Genomic DNA, 26,377 nt, shown 5'->3' on the forward strand with positions numbered 1-26,377 from the left:
TCGGACCTATCCGCTGAATGGCTGAAAAAGCTGGGGCCGCTTTGCGGCCCTATCGCGACACAAGGCCGCTCCTACAGGGGACCGCGTAAGCCAGGGCATACGCGGCCCCTTGTAGGAGCGGCCTTGTGTCGCGATAGGGCTGCGCAGCAGCCCCGGCTATCTCAACGTGAAATGAGTTCGATCAGGCAGCACCGCCCCTGCACATCCAGCCCCAGCAACTCATCGTTACCCTCCACCCGCATGCAGTCATACAACCCCAACCGCTGCGTCTCACGCCCAGCCAAGGCCACCTCGACCTGGTTACTGGCAGCAAACAGCAGCACCGTCGAAGCCGAGCTATACACCCGACTGGTACCATCCAGCCATTGCAACCGCGCCCGATAACGCTGCGGCGCATAGATCAGGTTGAAATCGCGAATCGCCCCGCCCAGCAGCTTGCAACTGACCTGGCTCTCGCCACTGAAGGCAAAGGCATCGAACGGCAGCAGCGGCCGGCTGGCCTGGCCGTCGACCAGCAGGCGCATGCCGTCGCCCTGCAGCACGGTGATGATCCGCTGGTAGCCGGCAAAGGTGGAAAAGCCGCCCGACTCCTCGATATCGGCAATCGACAGGCGCCAGCCAAAGCCGTCCAGACCCTCGCCATTGTCGCGGGTAATTTCTTCGGTGAAACCGCCACCGTTTTTCCACGGCATGCGCGGGTAGTCCTGCGCACGCAACAACTGCAACTGGCTCATTTGCTGAAACGTCCTTCCAGGCGATGACGGGAACCGGGGTGGATCAGCCGCGCAGCGGTCACCGGCTGGCGGCCGGACCAGGTGCGACGGCGGATCAACAGGCAAGGTTCGCCCCGCTCGATCTGCAACAGGCTGCATTCATCCGGCTCGGCCAGGATCGCCTCGACCACATGCTCGCCTTCAGTCAGCGGTGCCACCTGGGACAGGTAGGCGTATGGCGTCTGCCGGGTGAAATCCTGCTTGAGGTAGTCGGGGGCAATCGCCGCATTGACGTAGCGGTCCTCGATCTGCACCGGCACGCCGTTCTCGAGATGCACGATCAGCGAGTGGAACACCCGCTGGCCTTCACGCATGTCCAGGGCCAAGGCCCGCTCGGAACCGGCGGCTTCCTCGGTGAGGGTAATCACCTGGCAGCTATGCTGGTGGCCGCGCGCGGCAATTTCGTCGGCAATGTTGTTGACCTCGAACAGCGCCGAACGGCCCTTGGGCTCGGCCACAAAGGTACCCACCCCTTGCATGCGCACCAGCAGGCCTTCGGCGGTGAGTTCGCGCAAGGCGCGGTTGATGGTCATGCGGCTGAAACCCAGTTCGTTGACCAGTTCGCTCTCCGAGGGTACCCGGTGATGCGGCGGCCAACTGCCGTTGTCGATCTGCTGGATGATCATCTGTTTGACCCGGGCGTACAGCGGCGCCGGGCCCTCGCCCATCTGGGCAACCAGCGCGGAGACAGGAGGTGTCGGCACGGCGTTGGATCCTTGTGCAAATGGAATGAGCGGTAGCTTGCCGCAGTTTACCCGGCAGGCAAACGGCTGTATATGTATATACAAGTTAACAATAACAGGATTTGCACCGATGTCCGCCTATTTCGCCGAACGCGCCCTGCTCACCACGGGCTGGGCCAGCCATGTCCGCATCGAGGTCGCCAGCGATGGCCTGGTGACCCGCATTGAGCCGGACGCTTCGGCCGAAGGCGCCGAGCGCCTGGCCGGCCCGCTGCTGCCTGGCATGCCGAACCTGCATTCGCATGCCTTCCAGCGCGCCATGGCGGGCCTGGCAGAAGTCGCCGGCAACCCCAACGACAGTTTCTGGACCTGGCGCGACCTGATGTACCGCCTGGTCGGCCAGATCAGCCCAGAGCAGTTGCAGGTCATCGCCCGCCAGCTGTACATCGAGATGCTCAAGGCAGGCTACACCTCGGTGGCGGAGTTCCACTACGTGCACCACGACCAGGCCGGCAAAGCCTACGCCGACCCGGCCGAGCTGTCCCGGCGCATCAGCGCGTCTGCGGCCGACAGTGGCATTGGCCTGACCTTGCTGCCGGTGCTGTACAGCCACGCAGGCTTCGGTGGCCAGGCGCCGAATGATGGCCAGCGGCGCTTCATCAACTCCACCGAACAGTACCTGCAGCTGCAAGCGCAACTCGCCCCGCTACTGGCCGCGCAACCGGCGCAACAACTGGGCCTGTGCTTCCACTCGTTGCGGGCGGTGACGCCAGGGCAGATCGCCGAGGTGCTGGCTGCCAGCGGCAAGCAATGCCCGGTGCATATCCATATCGCCGAGCAGCAGAAGGAAGTGGACGACTGCCTGGCCTGGAGCGGCCTGCGCCCGTTGCAGTGGCTGTACGAGCATGTGGACGTGGACCCGCGCTGGTGCCTGGTGCACGCCACCCATGCCGAGCCGGATGAAGTGACCGCCATGGCCCGCAGCGGTGCAGTGGCCGGTTTGTGCCTGACCACCGAGGCCAACCTGGGCGACGGGATTTTCCCGGCGGTGGAATTCCTGGCACAAGGTGGGCGCATGGGCATTGGTTCGGACAGCCATGTGTCGCTGAGCGTGGTAGAGGAGCTGCGCTGGCTGGAATATGGCCAGCGGCTGCGAGACCAGCGGCGCAACCGCTTGTATCGCGGCGACCAGCCAATGGTCGGGCGCACGCTGTATGACGCAGCGCTGGCGGGCGGTGCGCAGGCATTGGGGCAAGCGGTCGGGGAGTTGGTCGTGGGCAAGCGTGCCGACTGGCTGGTACTTGATGGGCAGGACCCTTATATCGCCATGGCCGATGGCGACGCCATTCTCAACCGCTGGCTGTTTGCCGGGGGTGATCGCCAGGTGCGCGATGTGATGGTGAATGGGCAGTGGGTGGTGCGTCAGGGGCGGCATGCGCAGGAAGAGCAAAGCGCGCGGGCGTTTGCCGAGGTTTTGCGGCAGCTTTTGGGATAGGTGTATAGGGGCTGCTTTGCAGCCCATCGCGACACAAGGCCGCTCCTACAGGGGACCGCGATCGCCTGTAGGAGCGGCCTTGTGTCGCGAAAGGGCCGCAAAGCGGCCCCAGAATTCAATGCATCTTGACGATCTGCTGGTCCGAAGCCCGCCAGATCAAGCGGCTGGTGTCATACCCCTGCTGCCGCGCCTTGGACAGCAGGTTCTCGCGCTCCCACGCCGGTAGCGTCGGCGTACGCGACAGGATCCACAGGTGCTTGCGGTCCGGGCTGCCGACCACCGCCGTGCGGTAGCGATCATCCACATACAGAATCCAGTACTCGCCCCGAGCCACGCCAGGCACCAGCTTGGTGAACCAGTTATCGAACTCGACCCAAAGCTTGTCGGTGTGCCCCGGCTCCTGGATGTTCGCGTGGCCTTCGGCACGCAGCCATTCGTCACCCATGGTACGGCAGCGGTTGAGCACGCCAAGGCTACCGTCGAGCTTGAGGTTGTAGTGCGCCTCGGACTGCTCGCAGCCGGTCTGGTAGCGCATGGGCAAGCGTGCCAGCTCGTACCATTTGCCCTGGTAGCGCTTGAGGTCGATGTTACCCGCGGTCTTCGGCGCCAGCGGGTCATGCACGGAGCCTGCACAACCACCCAGCAACAGCGCCAGGCAAACCCCCATCAGCACATACAGACGCCTCATTTGAGGCCCTGCCCTGAATACATCAGCACCTTGTCTGCCGCGTACTGCACGCTGATGAAGCTCTTCTCGTCCCCCCAGGTGCAGCTGCTCATGCCCAGCGCGCCGGAGCACTCGGTAGGCGTGCCGAGCAACTGCTCGACCTCGGCCTTGTTCATACCGGCCTTGATCTTGGAATAGTTTTCCTGGTTGATCTTGCTGCAGGCAGTCAGGACGACGCACAGCGACAACAGGGCGAGGGAACGCAACGACATGAAGGACACTCCTGGAGAGATGATACAGGCGAGTGGCCTGCAGTCCTCTTCGACGGAAAAATCCCTCCCGGGTTCCCTGTCCTACCCTCTTTGCCCCTACGCCATTGGTCGGACGGCCACTACTGTGCGATTAATCACAAAGAATTAGTCGCCCCCAAATAAAAAGGCCGCCCCTACGCACTGTAGGAGCAGCCTTGTGCTGCGAAAGGGCCGGCAAGGCCAACAGGGATGCAGGGGCCGCGAGGGCCTCTTCGCAGCGCAAGGCTGCTCCTACAAAAAACCGCCAGCGTGGCGTCAGAACCTGGACCCAGGCTCCAGCAAAAAGTCCATCTCGTCACTGGTACTCGGCCGCTCCAGCACCAGGTTGCGGTGCGGGAAGCGCCCGAAACGGGCAATCACCCGCCGATGCTGCTCGGCATAGTCGAGAAAACCTTCGAACAGCCGCTGGTTGGCCTCAGGCTGCTCATCCAGCAGCACCTGATAGCGCTCGACGCACAGGTTCTGCCAGTCCAGCACCTCGGCATGCTCCAGTACCAGCAGCACGAACACCCGCTGGATCGGCAGCAGCTGGTAGTCCCAGCCCTTCTGCAGGCCCTGCATGGCCACCACCTGGGCACGCCGGTCGCCCTCGAAGGCGCGCGGCGTGTCGCGGTAGATCATGCGCGGCAGCTGGTCCAGCAGGATCAGCAGGCCCAGCCAGCCTTGCGGGCTTTGCTGCCACTCGTCGAGCCCGCCCGCCAGGGCATGCTCGACCAGGTCGCCAAACAGCGCATGGGCGTCGGCATCGTGATGCTTGCCGAACCACAGCGTGCTCTTCTCGTCAGCCACGGCCTGGGGACTGGTGCCCCAACCGAACCACCACTCCAGCAACGGCTGCCAAGGTGCGAGCATGACTTACTCCTTGTGGTAGGCGGTGACGCGCTCGACCTCTTCCTTCGAGCCGAGGATCACCGACACGCGCTGGTGCAGGCTTTCTGGCTGGATGTCGAGGATGCGATCGTAACCGTTGGTGGAAGCGCCGCCGGCCTGTTCGATGATGAACGACATCGGGTTTGCTTCGTACATCAGGCGCAGCTTGCCCGGCTTGCTTGGCTCGCGTGCGTCACGTGGGTACATGAACAGGCCGCCACGGGTCAGGATGCGGTGCACGTCAGCCACCATCGAGGCGATCCAGCGCATGTTGTAGTTCTTCTTCAACGGACCGGTCTCACCCGCCAGCAGTTCGCCCACGTAGCGCTGTACCGGGGCTTCCCAGTGGCGCTGGTTGGACATGTTGATGGCGAACTCGGCGGTGCTTTCCGGTACGCGGATGTTTTCGTGGGTCAGCACGAAGCTGCCCAGTTCGCGGTCCAGGGTGAAGCCTTTTACGCCGTTGCCCAGGGTCAGGATCAGCATGGTCTGCGGGCCGTAGATGGCGTAACCGGCGGCGACCTGCTGGGTGCCTGGCTGCAGGAAGGCGTTTTCGTTCAGGGTTTCGTTCTGGCTCAGGTACTCGTTAGGGCAACGCAGAACCGAGAAGATGGTGCCGACCGACACGTTGACGTCGATGTTGGACGAACCGTCCAGCGGGTCGAAGACCAGCAGGTAGGCGCCTTTCGGGTATTTGCCCGGGATCTGGTAGGCGTTGTCCATTTCTTCGGACGCCATGCCGGCCAGGTGGCCGCCCCACTCGTTGGCTTCCAGCAGGATATCGTTGGAAATCACGTCCAGTTTCTTCTGGACTTCGCCCTGCACGTTTTCAGTGCCCATGCTGCCCAGCACACCACCGAGGGCGCCTTTGGACACGTGATGGCTGATTTCCTTGCACGCACGCGCCACCACTTCGATCAGGAAGCGCAGATCGGCAGGGGTATTGTTGCTGCGGGTCTGCTCAATCAGATAGCGACTCAGGGTAACGCGGGACATGTATGGCTCCGAATGGATAGGGGGAGATAAAAAACCCCCGCAGTTTACAGGGAGAGTTGCAGGCTAGCGAGTGATGAGACTCGCCACGGCTCTCTGACGGCACAATAGGTCGGTAGTTCAGCCGGCGCCAGGCCGGTGGTCGGAGTCGGCCCCATTCGCGGGTAAACCCGCTCCCACAAGGTTCTTCACAGGCCTTGTAGGAGCGGGATTACCCGCGAAGAGGCCAGCACAGGCCTACCTCAATCCAACGCCTTCCAGATCTCGGTGGCATACTCGCGAATGGTCCGGTCCGACGAGAACCAGCCCATCCGCGCCGTATTCAGCACCGCCACGCGCCACCATTCCTGCGGCGTGTGCCACAGCTCCTCGACCCGCCGCTGGGCATCCCAGTAAGCATCGAAGTCGGCGCATACCAGGAAACGGTCATGGGCCACCAGGCCGTCGATCAAGGCGGTATAGCGCGAAGGGTCGTCTGGCGAGAATACCCCGCTGCGAATGGCCTGCAGCACATCGCCCAAGCGGCTGGAGGCAGCAATGGCCGCATTGGCACCGAAGTCCCCGGCCTTGCGCCGCGCCTCCACCTGCTGCGCCGTGAGGCCGAAGATGAACATGTTGTCGGCGCCCACCTGCTCGCACATTTCCACGTTGGCGCCATCCAGGGTGCCGATGGTCAGCGCGCCGTTGAGGCCGAACTTCATGTTGCTGGTACCGGAAGCTTCGTAGCCGGCGGTGGAAATCTGCTCGGAAAGGTCCGCCGCCGGGATGATGCTTTCAGCCAGGCTGACGTTGTAGTTGGGCAGGAACACCACCTTCAGCAGGCCGCGCACGGTCGGGTCGTTGTTCACCACCCGGGCAATGTCATTGGTCAGCTTGATGATCAGCTTGGCCTGGTGATAACTGGCTGCGGCCTTGCCGGCGAAAATCTTCACCCGCGGCACCCAGTTGGTGCCTGGGTCGTTGCGCATGGCCTGGTACAGCGCCACGGTGTGCAGCAGGTTGAGCAGCTGGCGCTTGTACTCGTGAATGCGCTTGACCTGCACGTCGAACAACGCCTCGGGGTTGACCGTGACGCCAATGCGGTCCTGGATGATGCTCGCCAGGGCGCGCTTGCTGTGCAGGCGCTGGGCAGCGAACTGCTTGCGGAAGCCCGCCTTGTCGGCGAACGGCACCAGGCCGGCCAGGCGCCCCTCGGGGTCGTCCTTGAGCTCTGGCCCAAGCGCTTCGACCAGCATATCGGTCAACTGCGGATTGGCCTGGTACAACCAGCGGCGGAAGGTAATGCCGTTGGTCTTGTTGTTGATGCGCTGCGGGTAGAGCTTGTGCAACTCGGCGAACACCGTGCTCTTCATCAACTTGCTGTGCAGCGCCGACACGCCGTTGACGCTGTGCGAACCAAGGAACGCCAGGTTGCCCATGCGCACCCGGCGGCCGTTGTCTTCCTCGATCAGCGACACCGCCCGCAACACGTCGAAGTCGTGCAGGCCTTTGGCGCGCAGGCTGTCGATGTGATAGGCGTTGATCAGGTAGATGATCTGCATGTGCCGCGGCAGCATGCGCTCCATCAGTGCCACTGGCCAGGTTTCCAGGGCCTCCGGCAACAGGGTGTGGTTGGTGTAGGCCAGGGTGCCGACCGTCAGCGCCCAAGCCTGGTCCCAAGGGATTTCGTGCTGGTCCACCAGCAGGCGCATCAACTCGGCCACGGCGATCGACGGGTGGGTGTCGTTGAGCTGGATGGCCGCTGCGTCAGGCAGGTTGAGCAGGTTGTCGTGCATGTTCAGGTGGCGACGCAGCAGGTCTTGCAGCGACGCCGATACGAAGAAGTACTCCTGGCGCAGGCGCAGTTCCTGGCCGGCTTCGGTGCTGTCAGCCGGGTATAGCACCCGCGAGATACTCTCGGCCCGCGCCACCTCGGCTACCGCGCCCAGGTGATCACCGGCGTTGAAGCGTTCCAGGTGCAACTCTTCCAGTGCCCGCGCCCGCCACAGGCGCAAGGTGTTGACGCTGGCCCCGCGCCAGCCGACCACCGGTGTGTCGTAGGCAACCGCCCGCACGGTCTCGCCCGGCCACCACACCTGACGCTGATTGCCGTGGCTGTCGTGCACCGTTTCGACGCTGCCGCCAAAGCTGATCGGGTAGATCACCTCGGCACGCTCGAACTCCCACGGGTTGCCGAAGTCCAGCCAGTTCTCGGTCTGTTCCTGCTGCCAGCCATCGACCACCGCCTGGCGGAACAAGCCGTGTTCATAGCGGATGCCGTAGCCATGGGCGGCGATGCCCAAGGTTGACATGCTCTCCATGAAGCAAGCCGCCAGGCGGCCCAGGCCGCCGTTGCCCAGTGCAGCGTCCGGTTCGAGCAGGCGAATACGCTCCAGGTCCACATCCAGGTCTTGCAGCGCGTCGCGGGCGATGTCCAGCAGGCCCAGGTTGCTCAGGCTGTCGTAGAGCAGGCGGCCGATGAGGAATTCCAGGGAAAGGTAGTAGACCCGCTTCTGGCTACGTCGATAGGCCCGACGGGTGTGGTCCATCCAGTGGTCGACCATATGGTCGCGTGCGGCGAGGGCGATGGCTTCGAACCAGTCATGGTCGAAGGCGTGCTCCGGGTCCTTGCCGACCGCATAGGTCAGCTTGTTGAGTACAGCAGCACGAAAATCCGCGACTTCGGCGTCACGTGCTTTGGCTTCCTGGGACATGCGGCATCCTCGGGCAAGTTGACGAAAGCGGAGGGAAACTTTTCAGCCTAGACGCTTCGACCGGGAGCGAAAGCCGGCGTTCGCGGTTTTCATCTACCTTTGCGTAATCGGCCAAAAGGTTGTTCATAAATTGAGCGATTCCGGTATCATCGCGCGCCCCAAGACCGTGATCCACCCCCATAACGATGAAAACGACCCTGATCGCCGCAGCCGAAGTCGACCGCCTGGAGACCTGGCAGCGCTACACCAGCAACATGTGCCATGGCTGCCATTCGACCTGCTGCACCCTGCCGGTGGAGGTGAAGATCAAGGATCTGATCCGTATCGGCGTGGTCGACGAGTTCGAAAAAGACGAACCGCCGAAGAACGTGGCCAAGCGCCTGCAGAAAGAAGGCATCATCGAGCGCTTCAACCAGAAGTCGGGGATCTTTACCCTGACCCGGATGAGCAACGATGACTGCATGTACCTGGATCGTAAGAGCCGGCTGTGCACCATTTATGACAAGCGCCCGGATACCTGCCGCAATCACCCCAAGGTCGGGCCGCGGCCGGGGTATTGTGCTTACAAGCCCAAGGTGGTTGGGCGTTGACGGTCCCGCCAGGACTCAATAGGCTTTCACCTGTCTCGATGTACACGGAGCTTCCGTCAGAAGTATCTAGACGCCGCCACCTGGTTCCGGCCGTGCCGGTTGATGGGATTAGTCCCTAAGGGCATCCGCGATACGACCCCCTTCATTGGGGGTTTCGTATTTTTACAGATCGCTATCGCCTTGCAGGTCGTCGAATCGGCTTATTTCTCAGTTTTTTCAGCATCAGCGACCAGCCTTTGATCTTCTCGTGCCGCCCCGAGTGAGGGCCGCCGGGCGCATGCCTTGGTTGTGATTGTGTGGCGGACATCAAGCTCCGCCCGGCGCATCAGTGAGTCGGCATGCTCCAGGTCATGGCGGGCAAGTTTCAATGCCTTGGGTGATGGGTAGTTGGGTAATTCGGCGTACAGCGCCGCACGCCTGGTTTTCATCGAGGCTCAACTCATGTGCTCTTGACTAAAACTGTCATTTTTGACAGTTGTCCAGTTTTGCTTTGAGACTACAAAATGGTGACTTTCTTTTAGGAAAAGAACCATGATTTACACATATTGCAACGAGATTCTGGTTACCGCCTCGCCTGAAGTGAGATTATTCAAATATGGGCTGCCGTGCATGGCCGTGAAACAGAAAAATGCTCGGGACGCATTGGCTGGCGTGGACGGACAAGGATCGGCCATTTTTCTCAGCGATAGCTTGAACAGTCAGCAAATTTGCTTTGATGTGTACGGGGCTAACTCCAATAATATTTCCCTTAATGTCGGCTTTCAAGGGGCATTTCGAGATCACCTCTCTCATTTATATCTGCTGGGAAACGGTCGTCGCGCATACAGTACAGCGCTCAGGCGCTTTGTTTCCGCCGACAATCTTAGTCCGTTTGGGCGAGGCGGAACCAATAGCTATGCATTCTGCCTGAACGACCCTGTCAATCGGACTGACCCTACAGGCCAGTGGTCCTGGCATAACATTAAACGCGCTTTACTATCGTTAATTACAGTAAAGGAGTACACGGGCACACCCCTGATGAAGCACGATGGAATTACTGTGTTTTCCAAATCTGGAAGTAAAACAGACGCCAATGACAAACTCTATATCTTAGGCCATGGCATTCCAGGCCTGCTCGTTGGACAGGGCAATAAGGCATATAAAGCTCCGGCTGTAATCCAAGGCTTGAATGCTCAGGGTATTGTTACAAGGAACAGGAAGATACATATATTGGCCTGCTATTCTGCTGAGCCGGCAGGGCCTAAAATGCCCTCTTTTATAGACCAGATGGCCACTTTAACGGGGAGTGAAGTCGTAGGTTACAAGCATAGGGTTCCGGTAGAGCGATATGAGCACAACGGTATTTTTCATGCTCACAAACTTACCAGTATTTTTATGTTTGGAGGTTCATCAGAAAAAATCAGATCGGGCGAGCGAGGGCGCTGAGAAAGAGGCGTCCCGCGTTCCTGGACAACGACCCGCAACTGATCTGGGCCGCGCTCTACCTCAGTGCATTGGCCAAGGCCCTGCTGGAGGACGCCGAACTGGGCACGACCCGCTGAGCACTCCCCAGACAAACAAAAACGCCCCCGGCCTAGCGACCGGGGGCGTTTTCATTCAGCCAACGCTAACTCAGCTGTTCTTGGCTTTCTTGGCAGCGCGGGTACGCTCGCTTTCGTCCAGGATCTTCTTGCGAAGACGGATGGACTTCGGTGTTACTTCGCACAGCTCGTCTTCCTGAATGTATTCCAGAGCCTGTTCCAGGGTGAAACGAACAGGTGGAACCAGGGCGATGACTTCGTCTTTACCCGAAGCACGCATGTTGTCGAGCTTCTTGCCCTTGGTAGGGTTGACGCCCAGGTCGTTGTCGCGGCTGTTCTGGCCGATGATCTGACCGTTGTAGATCTCCTGGCCGTGTTCAACGAACAGCTTGCCGCGAGCCTGCAGGGTTTCCAGCGAGTAGGTCAGCGCCTTGCCGGTTTCGACCGAAACCAGTACGCCGTTCTGACGGCCGGACATGTGGCCGGACTTCACGGTGTCGTAGCGATCGAAGATCGAGGTCAGGATGCCTGCACCGTTGGTCAGGGTCAGGAACTGGTTACGGAAACCGATCAGACCACGCGCCGGGATGTTGTATTCCAGGCGTACACGGCCCTTGCCATCCGGGACCATGTTGGTCAGGTCGCCTTTACGCAGGCCCATCTCTTCCATGACCTTGCCCTGGGATTCTTCAGGGATGTCGATGGTGACGTTTTCGAACGGTTCCTGCTTCACGCCGTCCACTTCACGAATGATCACTTCCGGACGGCCCAGGGCCAGTTCGAAGCCTTCGCGACGCATGGTTTCGATCAGTACCGACAGGTGCAGCTCGCCACGGCCCGAGACTTTGAACTTGTCTGGGGAGTCGGTTTCTTCAACGCGCAGGGCAACGTTGTACAGCAGCTCTTTGTCCAGACGGTCCTTGATGTTACGGCTGGTGACGAACTTGCCTTCCTTGCCGCAGAACGGCGAGTCGTTGACCTGGAAGGTCATCGAAACGGTAGGCTCGTCAACGGTCAGCGGCTTCATCGCCTCAACGGCAGTCGGGTCGCACAGGGTGTCGGAGATGAACAGCTCGTCGAAACCGCTGATGCAGACGATGTCGCCAGCTTGGGCTTCTTCGACGTCGACGCGGTGCAGACCGTGGTGGCCCATCAGCTTGAGGATACGGCCGTTACGCTTCTTGCCGTCGGCGTCGATGGCGACAACCGGGGTGTTCGGCTTGATGCGACCACGGGCAATACGGCCAACGCCGATCACACCCAGGAAGCTGTTGTAGTCCAGTGCGGAGATCTGCATCTGGAACGGGCCGTCACGGTCAACAGCTGGCGCTGGAACGTGGTCGACGACAGCTTGGTACAGGGCAGTCATGTCTTCGCCCATTTCGGTGTGGTCCAGACCGGCAATGCCGTTCAGGGCCGAGGCGTAGACCACTTTGAAGTCCAGCTGTTCGTCGGTGGCACCGAGGTTGTCGAACAGGTCGAAGATCTGGTCCAGAACCCAGTCAGGACGCGCGCCCGGGCGGTCAACCTTGTTGATCACGACGATCGGCTTCAGGCCGGCTTCGAAGGCCTTCTTGGTCACGAAGCGGGTTTGTGGCATCGGGCCGTCTTGGGCGTCGACCAGCAGCAGCACGGAGTCAACCATCGACATTACACGCTCAACCTCGCCACCGAAGTCGGCGTGGCCGGGGGTGTCGACGATGTTGATGTGGTAGCCGTTCCAGTTGATGGCGGTGTTTTTCGCCAGAATGGTAATACCGCGCTCTTTTTCCTGGTCGTTGGAGTCCATGACGCGCTCGTCGTTGAGCTCGTTACGCTCCAGGGTGCCGGACTGACGCAGGAGTTTGTCGACCAGGGTGGTTTTACCATGGTCAACGTGGGCGATGATGGCGATGTTACGCAGATTTTCGATCACAAGTGTATCTCGATCAGAGGATTCGGTTGCCGCCCAGTGTAGGCGGCCAATATGTACTGTTTAAGGCTCAGCGGGCCCGGCGGTCGGGAGGGCGATGGCGGATACTGCCGCCATACAGCCCCGGCGTCTTATGTCGGACGATAAACACGCACATTGGCATGTCCCTCACTGAGCAGGTGGTGTGCGTGCAAACGGCTCATCACACCTTTGTCGCAATACAGCAAGTACTGGCGCGTGGGGTCCAGGTGCTTGAACTTGCTGTTGATCGCATAGAACGGCATGGCCTGGACTTCGATACCTTCCAGCGCCAGAGGTTCGTCTTCCTGGGCATCGGGGTGACGAATGTCGATGACGATCTGGCCTGGCAGCGCCTCGGCCACTTCCTCGACTTCGATGTCCTTGCCCAGCTCATCGATCACGTGGTCGATGGAGATGAACTTGGCACGCTCCAGGGCGCGCTCCAGCACGGCCATGTCGAACTGCTTTTCTTCGTGCTCCATGCGGTGACGCTTGGCATGGGTGGTCGGGTTCACCGAGATCACGCCGCAGTATTCCGGCATGTGCTTGGCGAAGTCGGCCGTGCCGATCTCGGTGGCCTGGTCGATGATGTCCTGCTTGTGGCTGGCCAGCAACGGGCGCAGCACCAGCTTGTCGGTGGCCGAGTCGATGATCGACAGGTTCGGCAAAGTCTGGCTGGACACCTGGGAAATCGCCTCGCCGGTCACCAGCGCCTCGATCTGCAGGCGGTCGGCCATGTGCGCGGCACCGCGCAGCATCATGCGCTTGAGGGTCACACCCATGTAACTGTTGTCGACCTTGTTGAGGATCTCGCCGACCACTTCTTCGAACGGCACGCTGATGAACAGCACGCGCTGGCTGCTGCCGTACTTCTTCCACAGGTAGTGGGCCACTTCCATCACGCCCAGCTCGTGGGCACGGCCACCGAGGTTGAAGAAGCAGAAGTGGGTCATCAGCCCGCGGCGCATCATCTGGTAGGCCGCCACGGTGGAATCGAAGCCACCGGACATCAGCACCAGGGTTTGCTCAAGGGCACCCAGCGGGTAACCGCCGATGCCGTTGTGCTGGTTGTGGATCACGTACAGGCGCTGGTCACGGATTTCCATGCGCACCACGACTTCAGGCGTCTTCAGATCGATGCCGGCGGCGCCGCACTGCTGACGCAGCTGGCTGCCGACGTAGCGGTCGACGTCCATCGAGGTGAAGTCGTGGTGGCCGCCGCGTTTGCAGCGCACCGAGAAGCGCTTGCCGGCCAGCAGGTGGCCGAAGTGGTGCTTGCACTTGGCGACGATATCGTCAAAGTCGCCCAGCGGGTATTCCTCTACCTGCAGGAAGTGGGTGATACCCGGGGTGCAGGTGAGGCGCTCGATCATCTCGCGCTGGACTTTCTCGTCTTCGACGCGGGTGACCACTTCGAGATTGTCCCAGACACCATCGACCGCGAGCTCAGGGTCGAGGTCCTTGAGCACGTTGCGGATGTTCTTGCCGAGCTGGCGGATGAAGCGCTTGCGCACCGGCCGGCTCTTGATGGTGATTTCTGGGAAGACTTTGACGATAAGTTTCATTGGTTAACAGCGCGCGCAGGGCCTGCCGAAAATGAGGGGCGCGAATTATAGCGGAAATTGCTCAGGATTTGACCAACTTTTGATCAGAAGCTTTCAGATAAATGTAGGAGGCGGGTTTTGTGGCGCCTGTGAGAACGAGCGCCGCCCGCGCGGCGCTTCGCAGCACAAGGCTGCTCCTACATCTGTTTCGGGCCAGTCAAGCCTGTACCAGCGCACGCGACCGCCTTGTTTGTCCAACACGACATTGAGGTGGACACCAAGGGCGCGCGCCTCTGCCTCAGGAATAATTGGCCCGAAACAGATGTAGGAGCAGCCTTGCGCTGCGAAGCGCCGCGCGGGCGGCGCTCGATCTCGCAAACGTCACACAACTCAAGACATGCACCACATTGGTGCGAGCAATCGAAAAATCGCCTCGTAAGGGTGCATTTTTCCCGCCCAACCCACCGCAAAATGCCCGCAAACGCCCCCTTTTATCCCGCGCTCGCCATTTTCGGGCACTGGCATGCAATTTGCTCCCTTGTGAGGCAGGTAAGCTTGGCCGACTATCCGCGCCCGGCAACACCCTTTTTCCAGGGCAGCGGCCCACCGCGCTCTAGACCATCCGGAGGACAACATGTCGAAGTCGGTTCAACTCATCAAAGATCATGACGTCAAGTGGATTGATCTGCGTTTCACGGACACCAAAGGCATTCAGCACCACGTGACCATGCCGTCGCGTGACGCTCTGGACGAAGACTTCTTCGAAGTCGGCAAGATGTTCGACGGTTCCTCCATCGCTGGCTGGAAAGGCATCGAAGCTTCCGACATGATCCTGATGCCGGTCGACGACACCGCCGTTCTGGACCCGTTCACCGAAGAGCCAACCCTGATCATCACCTGCGACATCGTCGACCCGTCGAGCATGCAGGGCTACGATCGCGACCCACGTGCCATCGCCAAGCGCGCCGAAGAGTACCTGAAGAGCACCGGCATCGGTGACACCGTATTCGCCGGCCCAGAGCCAGAATTCTTCATCTTCGACGAAGTGAAGTTCAAGTCGGACATCTCCGGCTCGATGTTCAAGATCTTCTCCGAGCAAGGCTCGTGGATGACCGACGCTGACGTGGAAGGCGGCAACAAAGGCCACCGTCCTGGCGTGAAAGGCGGCTACTTCCCGGTTCCGCCGTTCGACCACGACCACGAAATCCGTACTGCCATGTGCAACGCACTGGAAGAAATGGGCCAGATCGTTGAAGTTCACCACCACGAAGTGGCGACTGCCGGCCAGAACGAAATCGGCGTCAAGTTCAACACCCTGGTAAAGAAAGCTGACGAAGTACAGGCCCTGAAATACGTCGTGCACAACGTTGCCGACGCCTACGGCCGTACCGCCACTTTCATGCCGAAGCCACTATACGGCGACAACGGCTCGGGCATGCACGTGCACATGTCGATCTGGAAAGACGGCAAGAACACCTTCTCGGGTGAAGGCTATGCCGGCCTGTCCGACACCGCCCTGTACTTCATCGGCGGTATCATCAAGCACGGTAAGGCCCTGAACGGCTTCACCAACCCGTCGACCAACTCGTACAAGCGTCTGGTGCCAGGCTTCGAAGCCCCGGTAATGCTGGCCTACTCGGCTCGCAACCGTTCCGCCTCGATCCGTATTCCTTACGTCGGCAGCCCGAAAGCCCGCCGTATCGAAGCACGCTTCCCGGACCCATCGGCCAACCCGTACCTGGCCTTCGCGGCCCTGCTGATGGCTGGCCTGGACGGCATCCAGAACAAGATCCACCCTGGCGATGCTGCCGACAAGAACCTGTACGACCTGCCGCCAGAAGAAGCCAAGGACATCCCGCAAGTGTGCGGCAGCCTGAAAGAAGCTCTGGAAGAGCTGGACAAAGGCCGTGCGTTCCTGACCAAGGGCGGCGTGTTCTCCGACGACTTCATCGATGCCTTCATCGAGCTGAAGAGCGAAGAAGAGATCAAGGTCCGTACCTTCGTGCACCCGCTGGAATACGAGCTGTACTACAGCTGCTGATCTGACCGGCGCCTCGCGCCGATGACATGATCAAGACGAGACGGCCTCCTTCGGGAGGCCGTTTTCGTTTCTGCACCATAGGGCAGCGACAGAAACCTCCCCCACCACGCTATGCTCTATCTTGGTGCACAACTGAACGTCGTGCCCCCATTTGCTCCCCAATCTGGTTCAAGTGAAACGTTTCATCCAGAGTTTATGATCCGAATTCGCGCAGATTCAGGCCTTTATCGGCCAATCCCGCTTCTTTTCGGAGCTTTGGTTTGTTTCTTGCATTTTCTTGAGGTAGAGAGTCTCGCACCAGCGGACCCACCCGCGTCCGGCCCTGGCCAAAGCAGTGCCAGGCAAGCGCCAAAAGAGGTCAACGACGCCTTATGACCATCAGCGATGCACAGCACCGTCTGCTCCTGGACAACCTGACCACCGCCACGTTGCTGCTCAACGCAGAGCTGCGCCTGGAGTACATGAACCCGGCCGCGGAAATGTTACTGGCCGTCAGTGGCCAGCGCAGCCATGGGCAGTTCATCAGCGAACTGTTCACCGAGTCGACCGAAGCGCTCAGCTCGCTGCGCCAGGCGGTCGAGCAGGCGCACCCTTTCACCAAGCGTGAAGCGCAGCTCACCTCGCTGACCGGGCAGACCATCACCGTCGACTACGCGGTAACGCCAATCCTGCACCAGGGCCAGACCCTGCTGTTGCTGGAGGTACACCCGCGTGACCGGCTGCTGCGCATCACCAAGGAAGAGGCCCAGCTGAGCAAGCAGGAAACCACCAAGATGCTGGTGCGCGGCCTGGCCCACGAAATCAAGAACCCCCTCGGTGGCATCCGCGGCGCAGCCCAGCTGCTGGCTCGCGAGCTGCCCGAGGAAGGCCTGCGCGACTACACCAACGTGATCATCGAAGAGGCTGACCGCCTGCGCAACCTGGTCGACCGCATGCTCGGTTCGAACAAGCTGCCGTCACTGGCCATGACCAACATCCACGAAGTGCTGGAGCGGGTCTGCAGCCTGGTGGAGGCTGAAAGCCAGGGCTGCATCACTTTGGTGCGCGATTACGACCCAAGCCTGCCAGACGTGCTGATTGACCGTGAACAGATGATCCAGGCCGTGCTCAACATCGTGCGCAACGCCATGCAGGCGATCAGCTCGCAGAACGAACTGCGCCTGGGCCGCATCACCTTGCGCAGCCGGGCCCTGCGCCAGTTCACCATCGGCCATGTGCGTCACCGCCTGGTGGCGCGTGTCGAGATCATCGACAACGGCCCAGGCATCCCGGCGGAACTGCAGGACACCCTCTTCTATCCCATGGTCAGTGGTCGCCCGGACGGTACCGGGCTGGGCCTGGCCATTACCCAGAACATCATCAGCCAGCACCAGGGCCTGATCGAGTGTGAAAGCCATGCAGGCCACACCGCCTTCTCGATCTACCTGCCCCTGGAACAAGGAGCCACCGCCTCATGAGCCGAAGTGAAACCGTATGGATCGTCGACGATGATCGCTCCATCCGCTGGGTCCTGGAAAAAGCCCTGCAACAAGAAGGCATGACCACCCAGAGCTTCGACAGCGCCGATGGCGTCATGGGCCGCCTGGCGCGCCAGCAGCCGGACGTGATCATTTCCGACATCCGCATGCCCGGCACCAGCGGCCTCGACCTGCTGGCACAGATCCGCGACCAACACCCGCGCCTGCCGGTCATCATCATGACCGCCCATTCCGACCTGGACAGTGCCGTGGCGTCGTACCAGGGAGGTGCCTTCGAGTACTTGCCCAAGCCGTTCGACGTCGACGAAGCCGTCTCGCTGGTCAAGCGCGCCAACCAGCACGCCCAGGAGCAACAAGGGCTGGATGTGCCGCAGAACCTGGCGCGCACCCCGGAAATCATCGGTGAAGCCCCGGCCATGCAGGAGGTGTTTCGCGCCATCGGCCGCCTCAGCCACTCCAACATCACCGTGCTGATCAACGGCGAATCAGGTACCGGCAAGGAGCTGGTGGCACATGCCCTGCACCGCCACAGCCCGCGTGCGGCGTCACCGTTCATTGCACTGAACATGGCCGCCATCCCCAAGGACCTGATGGAGTCCGAGCTGTTCGGCCATGAAAAAGGCGCCTTCACTGGCGCTGCCAACCTGCGCCGGGGCCGCTTCGAGCAGGCCGATGGCGGCACGCTGTTCCTCGACGAAATCGGCGACATGCCTGCCGACACCCAAACCCGCCTGCTGCGGGTGCTGGCTGACGGCGAGTTCTACCGCGTGGGCGGTCATGTGCCGGTCAAGGTCGATGTGCGCATCATCGCCGCCACCCACCAGAACCTCGAATCGTTGGTGCAAGCCGGCAAGTTCCGTGAGGACTTGTTCCACCGCCTGAACGTGATCCGCATCCACATCCCGCGCCTGGCCGACCGCCGCGAAGACATCCCCGCCCTCGCCCGCCACTTCCTCGCCCGCGCTGCCCAGGAGTTGGCGGTCGAGCCGAAGATCCTCAAGCCGGAAACCGAGGAATTCATCCGTAACCTGCCGTGGCCAGGCAACGTGCGACAGATGGAGAACACCTGCCGTTGGATCACCGTGATGGCCTCCAGCCGCGAGGTGCTGATCGGTGACCTGCCGCCCGAACTGCTGAACCTGCCACAGGACGCCGCGCCGGTGACCAACTGGGAGCAGGCCCTGCGCCAGTGGGCCGACCAAGCGCTGGCGCGTGGGCAGACCAACCTGCTGGACAGCGCGGTGCCGAGCTTTGAACGGATCATGATCGAGACAGCGCTCAAGCACACCGCCGGGCGCCGCCGGGATGCCGCACTGCTGCTGGGTTGGGGGCGCAATACCCTGACGCGCAAGATCAAGGAGCTGGGGATGAATGTGGCTGGGGGGGATGAAGAGGAAGGTGATGAGCACTGAGCTCTAGTTTAACCCACAAGATTTCTGGGGCTGCTGCGCAGCCCTATCGCGACACAAGGCCGCTCCTACAGGAAATCGCGTTCCCCTGTAGGAGCGGCCTTGTGTCGCGATAGGGCCGCAAAGCGGCCCCAGCTATTTCAGCCTTCCGATGCACCGATCCTGTGCCCAACGCACCGCCTCAAGGCACAAATCCCCTCCAAACCCGGCCAAATCCCCCTCAAAGCCCAGTATTCCCCGGGCTTTGCAAAACTGGCACGCCCCCTGCAATAACTCATACATAACCCGTTTCGGGGGCCCTGGTACAGGCAGGCCGGGTGAACCCCTCTTTTATTCGCAGCACCGCCGCTTTTGGGGACCTCGGTACAGGCAGGCCGGGCCATCCCCCCTTTACACGCAGTACGCCGTAGCCCTTTTGGGGACCCTGGTACAGGCAGGCCGGGAAATCCCCTCTTTTATTCGTGCAGTTTCACCTGCACCCGCCAGCGCCCAGCGTCCTCTGCACCGGCCCACTCGCCGTGCAGGGGGCGCGCAGCCACCACCGTCAGCAACAAACCTTCCTTGCTCTTCTGCACCCGCCAGCTCACCGGCTTGCCCTGCAGGCTCAATTGCCCCTGCTGAACCTTGCCCTGGGCCTGGAACAGCAACGCAACGGTGCCGTCCACATTTTCGCCATGCAGTTGCGGCTCTTCGTTGAACCACAGCTCCAGGCCGTCCTGCACCACCTCCACCTGCTGCAGCTCGCGCTCGTCGGGCGTGGTCAGGCGGCCAATCATTAGCCCCACCATCAAGCCAACAATCGCCAAGGACAACATCACCCGCGGGAACGCCTTCGAACGCACGTCCGGTTCAGGAGTAGAATGCCCGTCATCTTCACGCTTGGAGCCGTGCATGTTTCACGTCATCCTTTTTCAACCAGAAATTCCGCCGAATACCGGCAACATCATTCGCCTGTGCGCCAACAGTGGCTGCCACCTGCACCTGATCGAACCCATCAGCTTCGAACTGGATGACAAGCGCCTGCGCCGCGCTGGGCTTGATTACCACGAGTATGCCACGCTCAAACGCCACGAGAGCCTGGCCGGATGCCTGGAAAGCCTGGGTAACCCGCGGCTGTTCGCCTTTACCACCAAGGGCTCGCACCCGTTCCACGAAGTGGCCTACCAGTCAGGCGATGCCTTCCTGTTCGGGCCGGAAAGCCGCGGCTTGCCGGCCGAGGTGCTGGACAGCCTGCCAGCCGAACAGCGCCTGCGCCTGCCGATGCGGCCGGGGTGCCGTAGCCTGAACCTGTCCAATACCGTGGCGGTGACGGTGTATGAGGCGTGGCGGCAGAACGGGTTTGCCGGGAGTTGATGGGTCGCCTGTGCTGGCCTCTTCGCGGGTAAACCCGCTCCTACAAGGGACCGCGCGCCCAGTGTAGGAGCGGGTTCACCCGCGAAGAGGCCAGCACAGGCAACAAAAAAGCGCCCCGAGAGGCGCTTTCTTGGTACCGGCAGCGATTACTGCACAGTCGGCGCTTCGCCAGCTTCCTGCATACGCTGCATTTCTTGCGCGTACAGGGCGTCGAAGTTGACCGGCGACAGCATCAGCGCCGGGAACGAACCGCGGGTCACCAGGCTGTCCAGGGTCTCACGGGCGTACGGGAACAGGATGTTCGGGCAGAACGCACCCAGGGTGTGGCTCATCGAAGCCGCGTCCAGGTTCTTGATCAGGAAGATACCGGCCTGCTGCACTTCAGCGATGAATGCCACTTCGTCAGCGTTCTTGACGGTAACCGACAGGGTCAGCACCACCTCGTGGAAGTCGCCTTCCAGGGCCTTTTGCTTGGTGTTCAGGTCCAGGGCAACGCTCGGCTCCCAGGTCTGGCGGAAGATCTGCGGGCTTTTCGGGGCCTCGAACGACAGGTCGCGCACATAGATGCGCTGCATGGAGAACTGAGGGCTGTTGTCTTCTGCAGCAGCGCCGTTGGTCTGTTGGTCAGTCATGGCAGATCCTTATCCTAATGTTTTTGAATGCAGTGCAAATCAGGCAGCCAGCAGCGCGTCGAGCTTGCCGGCGCGCTCCAGGGCATAGAGGTCATCGCATCCACCGACATGGGTGCTGCCGATCCAGATCTGCGGCACCGACGTACGGCCGGCCTTCTGGCTCATCTCGGCGCGAACCTGCGGCTTGCCGTCGACCTTGATTTCCTCGAAGGCCACGCCCTTGCTCTCAAGCAGGTACTTGGCGCGCATGCAGTACGGGCAGTAGTCGCTGGAATAGACGATGACGGACTTCATATCACTTCACCAGGGGCAGGTTATCGGCTTTCCAGCTGGAAACGCCACCGCTCAGTTTGGCGGCGTTGTAACCGGCTTTTAGCAGCTCGCGGCAGTGCGTGCCGGACTGCTGGCCCATCGCATCGACGATGATCAGGGTCTTCTCTTTGTGCTTTTCCAGCTCGCCCATGCGGTTGGCCAGCTTGTCCTGCGGGATGTTCACCGCACCGACGATGTGGCCGGCGGAGTATTCCTTGGCCGGGCGAATGTCGATCACCAGGGCCTTGTCGGCATTGACCAGAGCAGTCAGCTGGCCATTGCTCAGGCTCTGGCCGCCACGGCGGATTTCATTGATGAGCAGCAGGACCAGCAGAATGAGGAAGATCGCAACCAGGATGTAGTGATCTGTCGCGAATTGAATCAGGTGAGCAACCATCAGCGGTGTTCCAGGCGATTGAAAATGCCGGCCAGTATACACAGCCCCTTAGTGCCACCAAAGCCCGACAGGCCGGCCGGAAAACCACCTTCATGTTGCTAGCACAGGCGCGCCGGTCGGGGGAATGGGACGAATATTCGCCGTGGGTGGCGTATTTGCCCTAAAATGCGTTTCTTTATCATCTTTGAACAACCGTGAGTTTGATTGATGACGAGTACGCCCAAACCCCTGGTCCTGATCATCCTGGATGGCTTCGGCCACAGCGAAATCCCCGAACACAACGCCATCTTTGCCGCCAATACGCCGGTTTATGATCGCCTGCGCGCCACCCTGCCGCATGGCCTCATTTCCGGCTCAGGCATGGATGTCGGCCTGCCGGACGGGCAGATGGGCAACTCCGAAGTCGGTCATATGAACCTGGGCGCCGGGCGCGTCGTCTACCAGGACTTCACCCGGGTGACCAAGGCCATCCGTGACGGCGAGTTCTTCGAGAACCCGGTACTCACCGGTGCCGTGGACAAGGCCGCCGGTGCCGGCAAGGCCGTGCACATCCTCGGCCTGCTGTCAGATGGCGGCGTACACAGCCACCAGGACCACCTGGTGGCGATGGCCGAACTGGCCGCGCAGCGCGGCGCAAAAAAGATCTACCTGCACGCCTTCCTCGATGGCCGCGACACCCCGCCACGCAGCGCGCAGTCGTCCATCGAACTGCTCGACGCCACCTTCGCCAAGCTGGGCAAAGGCCGTATCGCCAGCCTGATCGGCCGCTACTACGCCATGGACCGCGACAACCGCTGGGACCGCGTCAGCGCCGCCTACAACCTGATCGTCGACAGCGCCGCCGAATACACCGCCGACACCGCCGTGGCTGGCCTGGAAGCGGCCTACGCCCGTGACGAGAGCGACGAGTTCGTCAAGGCCACGCGCATTGGCGAAGCGGTCAAGGTCGAAGACGGCGACGCCGTGATCTTCATGAACTTCCGCGCCGACCGCGCCCGCGAGCTGTCGCGTGCCTTTGTCGAGCCGGACTTCACCGAGTTCGACCGTGCGCGCCTGCCGAAGATGGCGGCCTACATCGGCCTGACCCAGTATTCGGCAAAAATTGCCGCACCGGCTGCCTTTGCGCCATCCAGCCTGAACAACGTGCTGGGCGAATACCTGGCGAAAAACGGCAAGACCCAGCTGCGCATCGCCGAAACCGAGAAATACGCCCACGTTACCTTCTTCTTCTCCGGCGGCCGCGAAGAGCCGTTCGAAGGCGAAGAGCGCATCCTGATCCCGTCGCCAAAGGTCGCCACCTATGACCTGCAGCCGGAAATGAACGCCCCGCAAGTGACTGATCGCATTGTCGAAGCCATCGAGCAGCAGCGTTTCGACGTGATTGTGGTCAACTACGCCAACGGCGACATGGTCGGCCACACTGGCGTGTTCGAAGCTGCGGTCAAGGCCGTCGAAGCGCTGGACACCTGCGTTGGCCGCATCGTTGAAGCCTTGGACAAGGTGGGCGGCGAAGCGCTGATTACCGCTGACCACGGCAACGTCGAGCAGATGGAAGACGAGTGCACCGGCCAGGCGCACACCGCGCACACCACTGAGCCGGTACCGTTCATCTATGTGGGCAAGCGCAACGTCAAGGTGCGTGATGGCGGCGTGCTGGCTGATGTGGCGCCGACCATGCTGAAGCTGCTGGGGCTGGAGAAGCCGGTGGAAATGACCGGTACTTCGATCCTGGTTGATGCCTGATCTGGTGTTGAAGGGGGCCGCTTTGCGGCCCATCGCGACGCAAGGCCGCTCCTACAGGGGACCGCGTTATGACTGTAGGAGCGGCCTTGTGTCGCGATCGGGCTGCGCAGCAGCCCCCTATAACACATGAATTCCAGACAAACGCCCCCCTGCACCCGCAGCGAGGCGTTTTTTTTGCCTGCCCACGCGGGCATACTAGGCCAGTCTCCATCCTTGGTACGCCAAACCTCATGCTTCGCGCCCTGATCCTCCTAGCCCTGTCTTGCCTGCTCAGCCCGGCCTTCGCCGATGAGCGTGCACAGACCCAGCAGCAACTGGATGCCACCCGCCAGGACATTGCCGAGCTCAAGAAGACGCTGGGCAAGCTCCAGGAAGAAAAGGCCGGTGTGCAAAAGGACCTCAAAGCCACCGAGACCGATATCGGCGACCTCGAAAAGCAGGTGGAGGCCCTGCAGCAAGAACTAAAAAAGACTGAGGGCGAGCTGGAGCGCCTTGATACCGAGAAAAAAAAACTCCAGAGCGCCCGCGTTGAACAACAGCGACTGATCGCCATCCAGGCCCGTTCGGCCTACCAGAACGGCCGCGAGGAATACCTCAAGCTGCTGCTCAACCAGCAGAATCCCGAGAAGTTCGCCCGCACCCTCACCTACTACGACTACCTGAGCAAGGCGCGCCTGGAGCAACTGCGCACCTTCAACGAAACCCTGCGCCAGCTGGCCAACGTCGAGCAGGAAAGCGCCACCCAGCAGCAACAACTGCTGGCCCAGCGCGCTGACCTCGACAGCCGCCGCCAGGCGCTGGAAACCGAGCGCGGCAAACGCCAGCAGGTACTGGCCAAGCTCAACAGCGACGTGAAAGACCGCGACCAGAAGCTGCAGGCCCGCGAACAGGACCAGGCCGATCTGGCCAAAGTGCTCAAGACCATCGAGGAAACCCTGGCCCGCCAGGCCCGCGAGGCCGAAGAAGCGCGCAAGAAGGCCTTGCTGGCCCAGCAAGAAGCGGAAAAGCGCCGCCAGCAGGAAGCCCTGGCCGCCGCCGCTGCGCGCGACCAGGCCCGCGAGCCGGCAGAACCCGTAGAGCCGCCGAAAAAGGCCCGCACCACACTGGGCCCGCTGGTTTCCAGTGACGGGGCGAACTATGGCGGTGCTTTTTCTGCCGCACGGGGAAAACTTCCGTGGCCAGTCAATGGTCGATTGCTGGCACGCTTCGGTGATGCCCGCGGCAGCGACGCCCGTGCCAAGTGGGACGGGGTGATGATCAGCGCCAACCCGGGCACCCAGGTGCGTGCGGTACACGGCGGGCGCGTGGTGTTCGCCGACTGGTTGCGCGGCGCCGGGCTTCTGGTCATTCTGGATCATGGCAACGGTTACCTGAGCCTGTACGGCCACAACCAGAGCCTGCTCAAGAGCGCTGGTGATATCGTCAAGGCCGGTGAAGCCATTTCCACCGTTGGCGACAGCGGCGGCCAGGACGCGGCAGGCCTGTACTTCGCCATCCGCCAGCAGGGCCGCCCGACCGACCCTTCGCAGTGGTGCCGAGGCTAGTCAATTTTTACGGGGTAGCCTGAGTGCTACGCCGATGCTCCCCAGGGAGCGCTTACAGGATCAGGAGTTCGTTCGACATGCTGCACTCGCCTCGTCTCACCCAGCTGGCCCTGTCCATCGCCCTGGCGGTCGGCGCGCCCCTGGCCACTGCCGCAGAACCGGCCAAGGCCGCCGTCGTCCCGGCTACCGAGGTGACCGCCAAGGCGCCGCTGCCGCTGGAAGAGCTGCGCACCTTCGCCGAGGTCCTGGACCGCATCAAGGCGGCCTACGTCGAACCCGTGGACGATAAGACCCTGCTGGAAAACGCCATCAAGGGCATGCTCAGCAACCTTGACCCACACTCGGCCTACCTCGGCCCCGAGGACTTCCAGGAGCTGCAGGAGAGCACCAGCGGCGAGTTCGGCGGACTGGGCATCGAAGTGGGCCAGGAAGACGGCTTCATCAAGGTGGTCTCGCCAATCGACGACACCCCGGCCACGCGTGCCGGTGTGCAGGCCGGCGACCTGATCGTCAAGATCAACGGTGCCCCGACCCGCGGCCAGACCATGACCGAAGCCGTCGACAAGATGCGCGGCAAGGTTGGAGAGAAAATCACCCTGACCCTGGTGCGCGACGGCGGCAACCCGTTTGACGTGACCCTGACCCGCGCAGTCATCCAGGTCAAGAGCGTGAAGAGCCAGCTGCTGGAGAACGATTACGGTTACATCCGCATCACCCAGTTCCAGGTCAAGACCGGCGACGAGGTGAGCAAAGCCCTGGCCAAGCTGCGCAAGGACAACGGCAAGAAGCTGCGCGGGGTGGTGCTCGACCTGCGCAACAACCCGGGTGGTGTGCTGCAATCGGCCGTGGAAGTGGCCGACCATTTCCTCACCAAAGGCCTGATCGTCTACACCAAAGGCCGCATCGCCAACTCCGAACTGCGCTTCTCGGCTGACCCGGCCGACGCCAGCGAAGGCGTGCCACTGGTAGTCCTGATCAACGGCGGCAGTGCTTCGGCCTCGGAAATCGTCGCCGGCGCCCTGCAGGACCATAAGCGTGCCGTGCTGATGGGCACCGACAGCTTTGGCAAGGGCTCGGTGCAAACTGTGCTGCCACTGGCCAACGACCGTGCGCTGAAGCTGACCACCGCACTGTACTTCACCCCCAATGGCCGCTCGATCCAGGCCCAGGGCATTGTCCCCGACATCGAAGTGCGCCCGGCCAAGCTCACTGCCGAAGCCGACACCGACAACTTCAAGGAAGCCGACCTGCAAGGCCACCTGGGCAATGGCAACGGCGGTGCCGAGCGCCCGACTGGCAGCAGCAAGCGCAAGGAGCGCCCGCAGGATGACGACTTCCAGCTGAGCCAGGCACTGAGCCTGCTCAAGGGCCTGAACATCACCAAGGGCGACTGATC

The 26,377-nt window shown here is 61.6% G+C and carries 24 protein-coding genes; 10 read left to right on the plus strand and 14 right to left on the minus strand.

Annotation, left to right across the window (positions count from 1 at the left end; all coding sequences use genetic code 11):
* Positions 1–161: 161 nt before the first annotated feature.
* Together ACIP1G_RS00475 and hutC are read right to left on the minus strand one after the other, a co-directional pair.
* Complete coding sequence (locus ACIP1G_RS00475) at positions 162–734, minus strand: HutD family protein (RefSeq protein ID WP_400732541.1); 573 nt, start codon at positions 732–734, stop codon at positions 162–164.
* Positions 731–1,441: a histidine utilization repressor gene (gene hutC, locus ACIP1G_RS00480; protein ID WP_400733123.1), complete on the minus strand. Its 711-nt coding sequence runs from the start codon at positions 1,439–1,441 to the stop codon at positions 731–733. Before hutC ends, ACIP1G_RS00475 begins: the two co-directional genes overlap by 4 nt.
* 145 nt (positions 1,442–1,586) lie before the next feature.
* Between hutC and ACIP1G_RS00485 the strand changes: the two genes are divergently transcribed.
* A complete protein-coding gene (locus ACIP1G_RS00485; RefSeq protein ID WP_400732543.1) occupies positions 1,587–2,951 on the plus strand; it encodes a formimidoylglutamate deiminase in 1,365 nt (454 codons plus the stop codon).
* A gap of 115 nt (positions 2,952–3,066) precedes the next feature.
* Here ACIP1G_RS00485 and ACIP1G_RS00490 read toward each other — a convergent pair whose 3' ends face one another.
* The 5 genes from ACIP1G_RS00490 to ACIP1G_RS00510 form a co-directional block, all read right to left on the minus strand.
* The gene (locus ACIP1G_RS00490) at positions 3,067–3,639 is read right to left on the minus strand and encodes a lipocalin family protein (RefSeq protein WP_400732545.1); all 573 of its coding nucleotides are present in this window, start codon (positions 3,637–3,639) and stop codon (positions 3,067–3,069) included.
* The gene (gene bamE / locus ACIP1G_RS00495) at positions 3,636–3,890 is read right to left on the minus strand and encodes an outer membrane protein assembly factor BamE (RefSeq protein WP_003249234.1); all 255 of its coding nucleotides are present in this window, start codon (positions 3,888–3,890) and stop codon (positions 3,636–3,638) included. The genes ACIP1G_RS00490 and bamE overlap by 4 nt, the downstream gene beginning before the upstream one ends.
* Before the next feature lie 294 nt (positions 3,891–4,184).
* Positions 4,185–4,781: a DUF924 family protein gene (locus ACIP1G_RS00500; RefSeq protein ID WP_400732547.1), complete on the minus strand. Its 597-nt coding sequence runs from the start codon at positions 4,779–4,781 to the stop codon at positions 4,185–4,187.
* 3 nt (positions 4,782–4,784) lie between these two features.
* The gene (locus ACIP1G_RS00505; RefSeq protein WP_025340932.1) at positions 4,785–5,795 is read right to left on the minus strand and encodes a class 1 fructose-bisphosphatase; all 1,011 of its coding nucleotides are present in this window, start codon (positions 5,793–5,795) and stop codon (positions 4,785–4,787) included.
* A 239-nt stretch (positions 5,796–6,034) separates the two neighbouring features.
* Positions 6,035–8,485 (minus strand): glycogen/starch/alpha-glucan phosphorylase, encoded by a 2,451-nt coding sequence (locus ACIP1G_RS00510; protein ID WP_400732550.1) that lies wholly within the window; start codon positions 8,483–8,485, stop codon positions 6,035–6,037.
* A 185-nt stretch (positions 8,486–8,670) separates the two neighbouring features.
* Between ACIP1G_RS00510 and ACIP1G_RS00515 the strand changes: the two genes are divergently transcribed.
* Positions 8,671–9,075, plus strand: coding sequence for a YkgJ family cysteine cluster protein (locus ACIP1G_RS00515; protein ID WP_003249225.1), 405 nt, complete (start codon positions 8,671–8,673; stop codon positions 9,073–9,075).
* 200 nt (positions 9,076–9,275) lie between these two features.
* Here the strand turns inward: ACIP1G_RS00515 and ACIP1G_RS00520 are convergent, their stop codons facing one another.
* On the minus strand, positions 9,276–9,503 hold the full coding sequence (locus tag ACIP1G_RS00520) for a hypothetical protein (RefSeq protein WP_400733148.1): 228 nt from the start codon (positions 9,501–9,503) through the stop codon (positions 9,276–9,278).
* Positions 9,504–9,606: 103 nt separating this feature from the next.
* Between ACIP1G_RS00520 and ACIP1G_RS00525 the strand changes: the two genes are divergently transcribed.
* Positions 9,607–10,500 carry an RHS repeat-associated core domain-containing protein gene (locus tag ACIP1G_RS00525; protein WP_400732552.1) on the plus strand — a complete coding sequence of 298 codons (894 nt, stop codon included), beginning with the start codon at positions 9,607–9,609 and terminating at the stop codon, positions 10,498–10,500.
* Positions 10,501–10,686: 186 nt separating this feature from the next.
* On the opposite strand, the gene typA is transcribed toward ACIP1G_RS00525, so the two are convergent.
* Positions 10,687–12,510, minus strand: a complete 1,824-nt coding sequence (gene typA / locus ACIP1G_RS00530) for a translational GTPase TypA (protein WP_400732554.1) — start codon at positions 12,508–12,510, stop codon at positions 10,687–10,689.
* Positions 12,511–12,638: 128 nt separating this feature from the next.
* The gene (gene thiI / locus ACIP1G_RS00535; RefSeq protein WP_400732557.1) at positions 12,639–14,093 is read right to left on the minus strand and encodes a tRNA uracil 4-sulfurtransferase ThiI; all 1,455 of its coding nucleotides are present in this window, start codon (positions 14,091–14,093) and stop codon (positions 12,639–12,641) included.
* Between the two features lie 613 nt (positions 14,094–14,706).
* Here thiI and glnA point away from each other — a divergent pair.
* The 3 genes from glnA to ntrC all read left to right on the plus strand — a co-directional run bounded on the left by glnA (position 14,707) and on the right by ntrC (position 19,003).
* Positions 14,707–16,113, plus strand: a complete 1,407-nt coding sequence (gene glnA, locus ACIP1G_RS00540; RefSeq protein WP_400732558.1) for a type I glutamate--ammonia ligase — start codon at positions 14,707–14,709, stop codon at positions 16,111–16,113.
* A 371-nt stretch (positions 16,114–16,484) separates the two neighbouring features.
* Complete coding sequence (glnL, locus tag ACIP1G_RS00545) at positions 16,485–17,570, plus strand: nitrogen regulation protein NR(II) (RefSeq protein ID WP_346645120.1); 1,086 nt, start codon at positions 16,485–16,487, stop codon at positions 17,568–17,570.
* Entirely contained in the window at positions 17,567–19,003 is a 1,437-nt protein-coding gene (gene ntrC, locus ACIP1G_RS00550) for a nitrogen regulation protein NR(I) (RefSeq protein ID WP_346645121.1), read from the plus strand. Before glnL ends, ntrC begins: the two co-directional genes overlap by 4 nt.
* Before the next feature lie 452 nt (positions 19,004–19,455).
* Here the strand turns inward: ntrC and ACIP1G_RS00555 are convergent, their stop codons facing one another.
* Positions 19,456–19,893, minus strand: a complete 438-nt coding sequence (locus ACIP1G_RS00555) for a hypothetical protein (RefSeq protein WP_400732561.1) — start codon at positions 19,891–19,893, stop codon at positions 19,456–19,458.
* Here ACIP1G_RS00555 and trmL point away from each other — a divergent pair.
* Positions 19,892–20,353 (plus strand): tRNA (uridine(34)/cytosine(34)/5-carboxymethylaminomethyluridine(34)-2'-O)-methyltransferase TrmL, encoded by a 462-nt coding sequence (gene trmL, locus ACIP1G_RS00560; RefSeq protein WP_400732564.1) that lies wholly within the window; start codon positions 19,892–19,894, stop codon positions 20,351–20,353. The genes ACIP1G_RS00555 and trmL overlap by 2 nt on opposite strands.
* 146 nt (positions 20,354–20,499) lie before the next feature.
* Here trmL and secB read toward each other — a convergent pair whose 3' ends face one another.
* The 3 genes from secB to ACIP1G_RS00575 are packed head-to-tail and all read right to left on the minus strand — an operon-like array spanning position 20,500 to position 21,694.
* Positions 20,500–20,985: a protein-export chaperone SecB gene (gene secB, locus ACIP1G_RS00565; protein WP_400732567.1), complete on the minus strand. Its 486-nt coding sequence runs from the start codon at positions 20,983–20,985 to the stop codon at positions 20,500–20,502.
* Between the two features lie 39 nt (positions 20,986–21,024).
* Positions 21,025–21,279, minus strand: a complete 255-nt coding sequence (gene grxC, locus ACIP1G_RS00570) for a glutaredoxin 3 (protein WP_400732570.1) — start codon at positions 21,277–21,279, stop codon at positions 21,025–21,027.
* A 1-nt stretch (position 21,280) separates the two neighbouring features.
* Entirely contained in the window at positions 21,281–21,694 is a 414-nt protein-coding gene (locus tag ACIP1G_RS00575) for a rhodanese-like domain-containing protein (protein ID WP_400732572.1), read from the minus strand.
* A 207-nt stretch (positions 21,695–21,901) separates the two neighbouring features.
* On the opposite strand from ACIP1G_RS00575, the gene gpmI reads away from it, so the two are divergent.
* From gpmI to ACIP1G_RS00590, 3 genes are all read left to right on the plus strand, one after another.
* Positions 21,902–23,437, plus strand: coding sequence for a 2,3-bisphosphoglycerate-independent phosphoglycerate mutase (gene gpmI, locus ACIP1G_RS00580; protein ID WP_400732574.1), 1,536 nt, complete (start codon positions 21,902–21,904; stop codon positions 23,435–23,437).
* A gap of 230 nt (positions 23,438–23,667) precedes the next feature.
* Positions 23,668–24,981, plus strand: coding sequence for a murein hydrolase activator EnvC family protein (locus ACIP1G_RS00585; RefSeq protein ID WP_400732576.1), 1,314 nt, complete (start codon positions 23,668–23,670; stop codon positions 24,979–24,981).
* 77 nt (positions 24,982–25,058) lie between these two features.
* Positions 25,059–26,375 carry a S41 family peptidase gene (locus tag ACIP1G_RS00590; protein WP_400732578.1) on the plus strand — a complete coding sequence of 439 codons (1,317 nt, stop codon included), beginning with the start codon at positions 25,059–25,061 and terminating at the stop codon, positions 26,373–26,375.
* Positions 26,376–26,377 lie beyond the last annotated feature (2 nt).

The sequence above is a fragment of the Pseudomonas sp. NPDC089392 genome, assembly GCF_044749595.1.
Taxonomy (GTDB): domain Bacteria; phylum Pseudomonadota; class Gammaproteobacteria; order Pseudomonadales; family Pseudomonadaceae; genus Aquipseudomonas.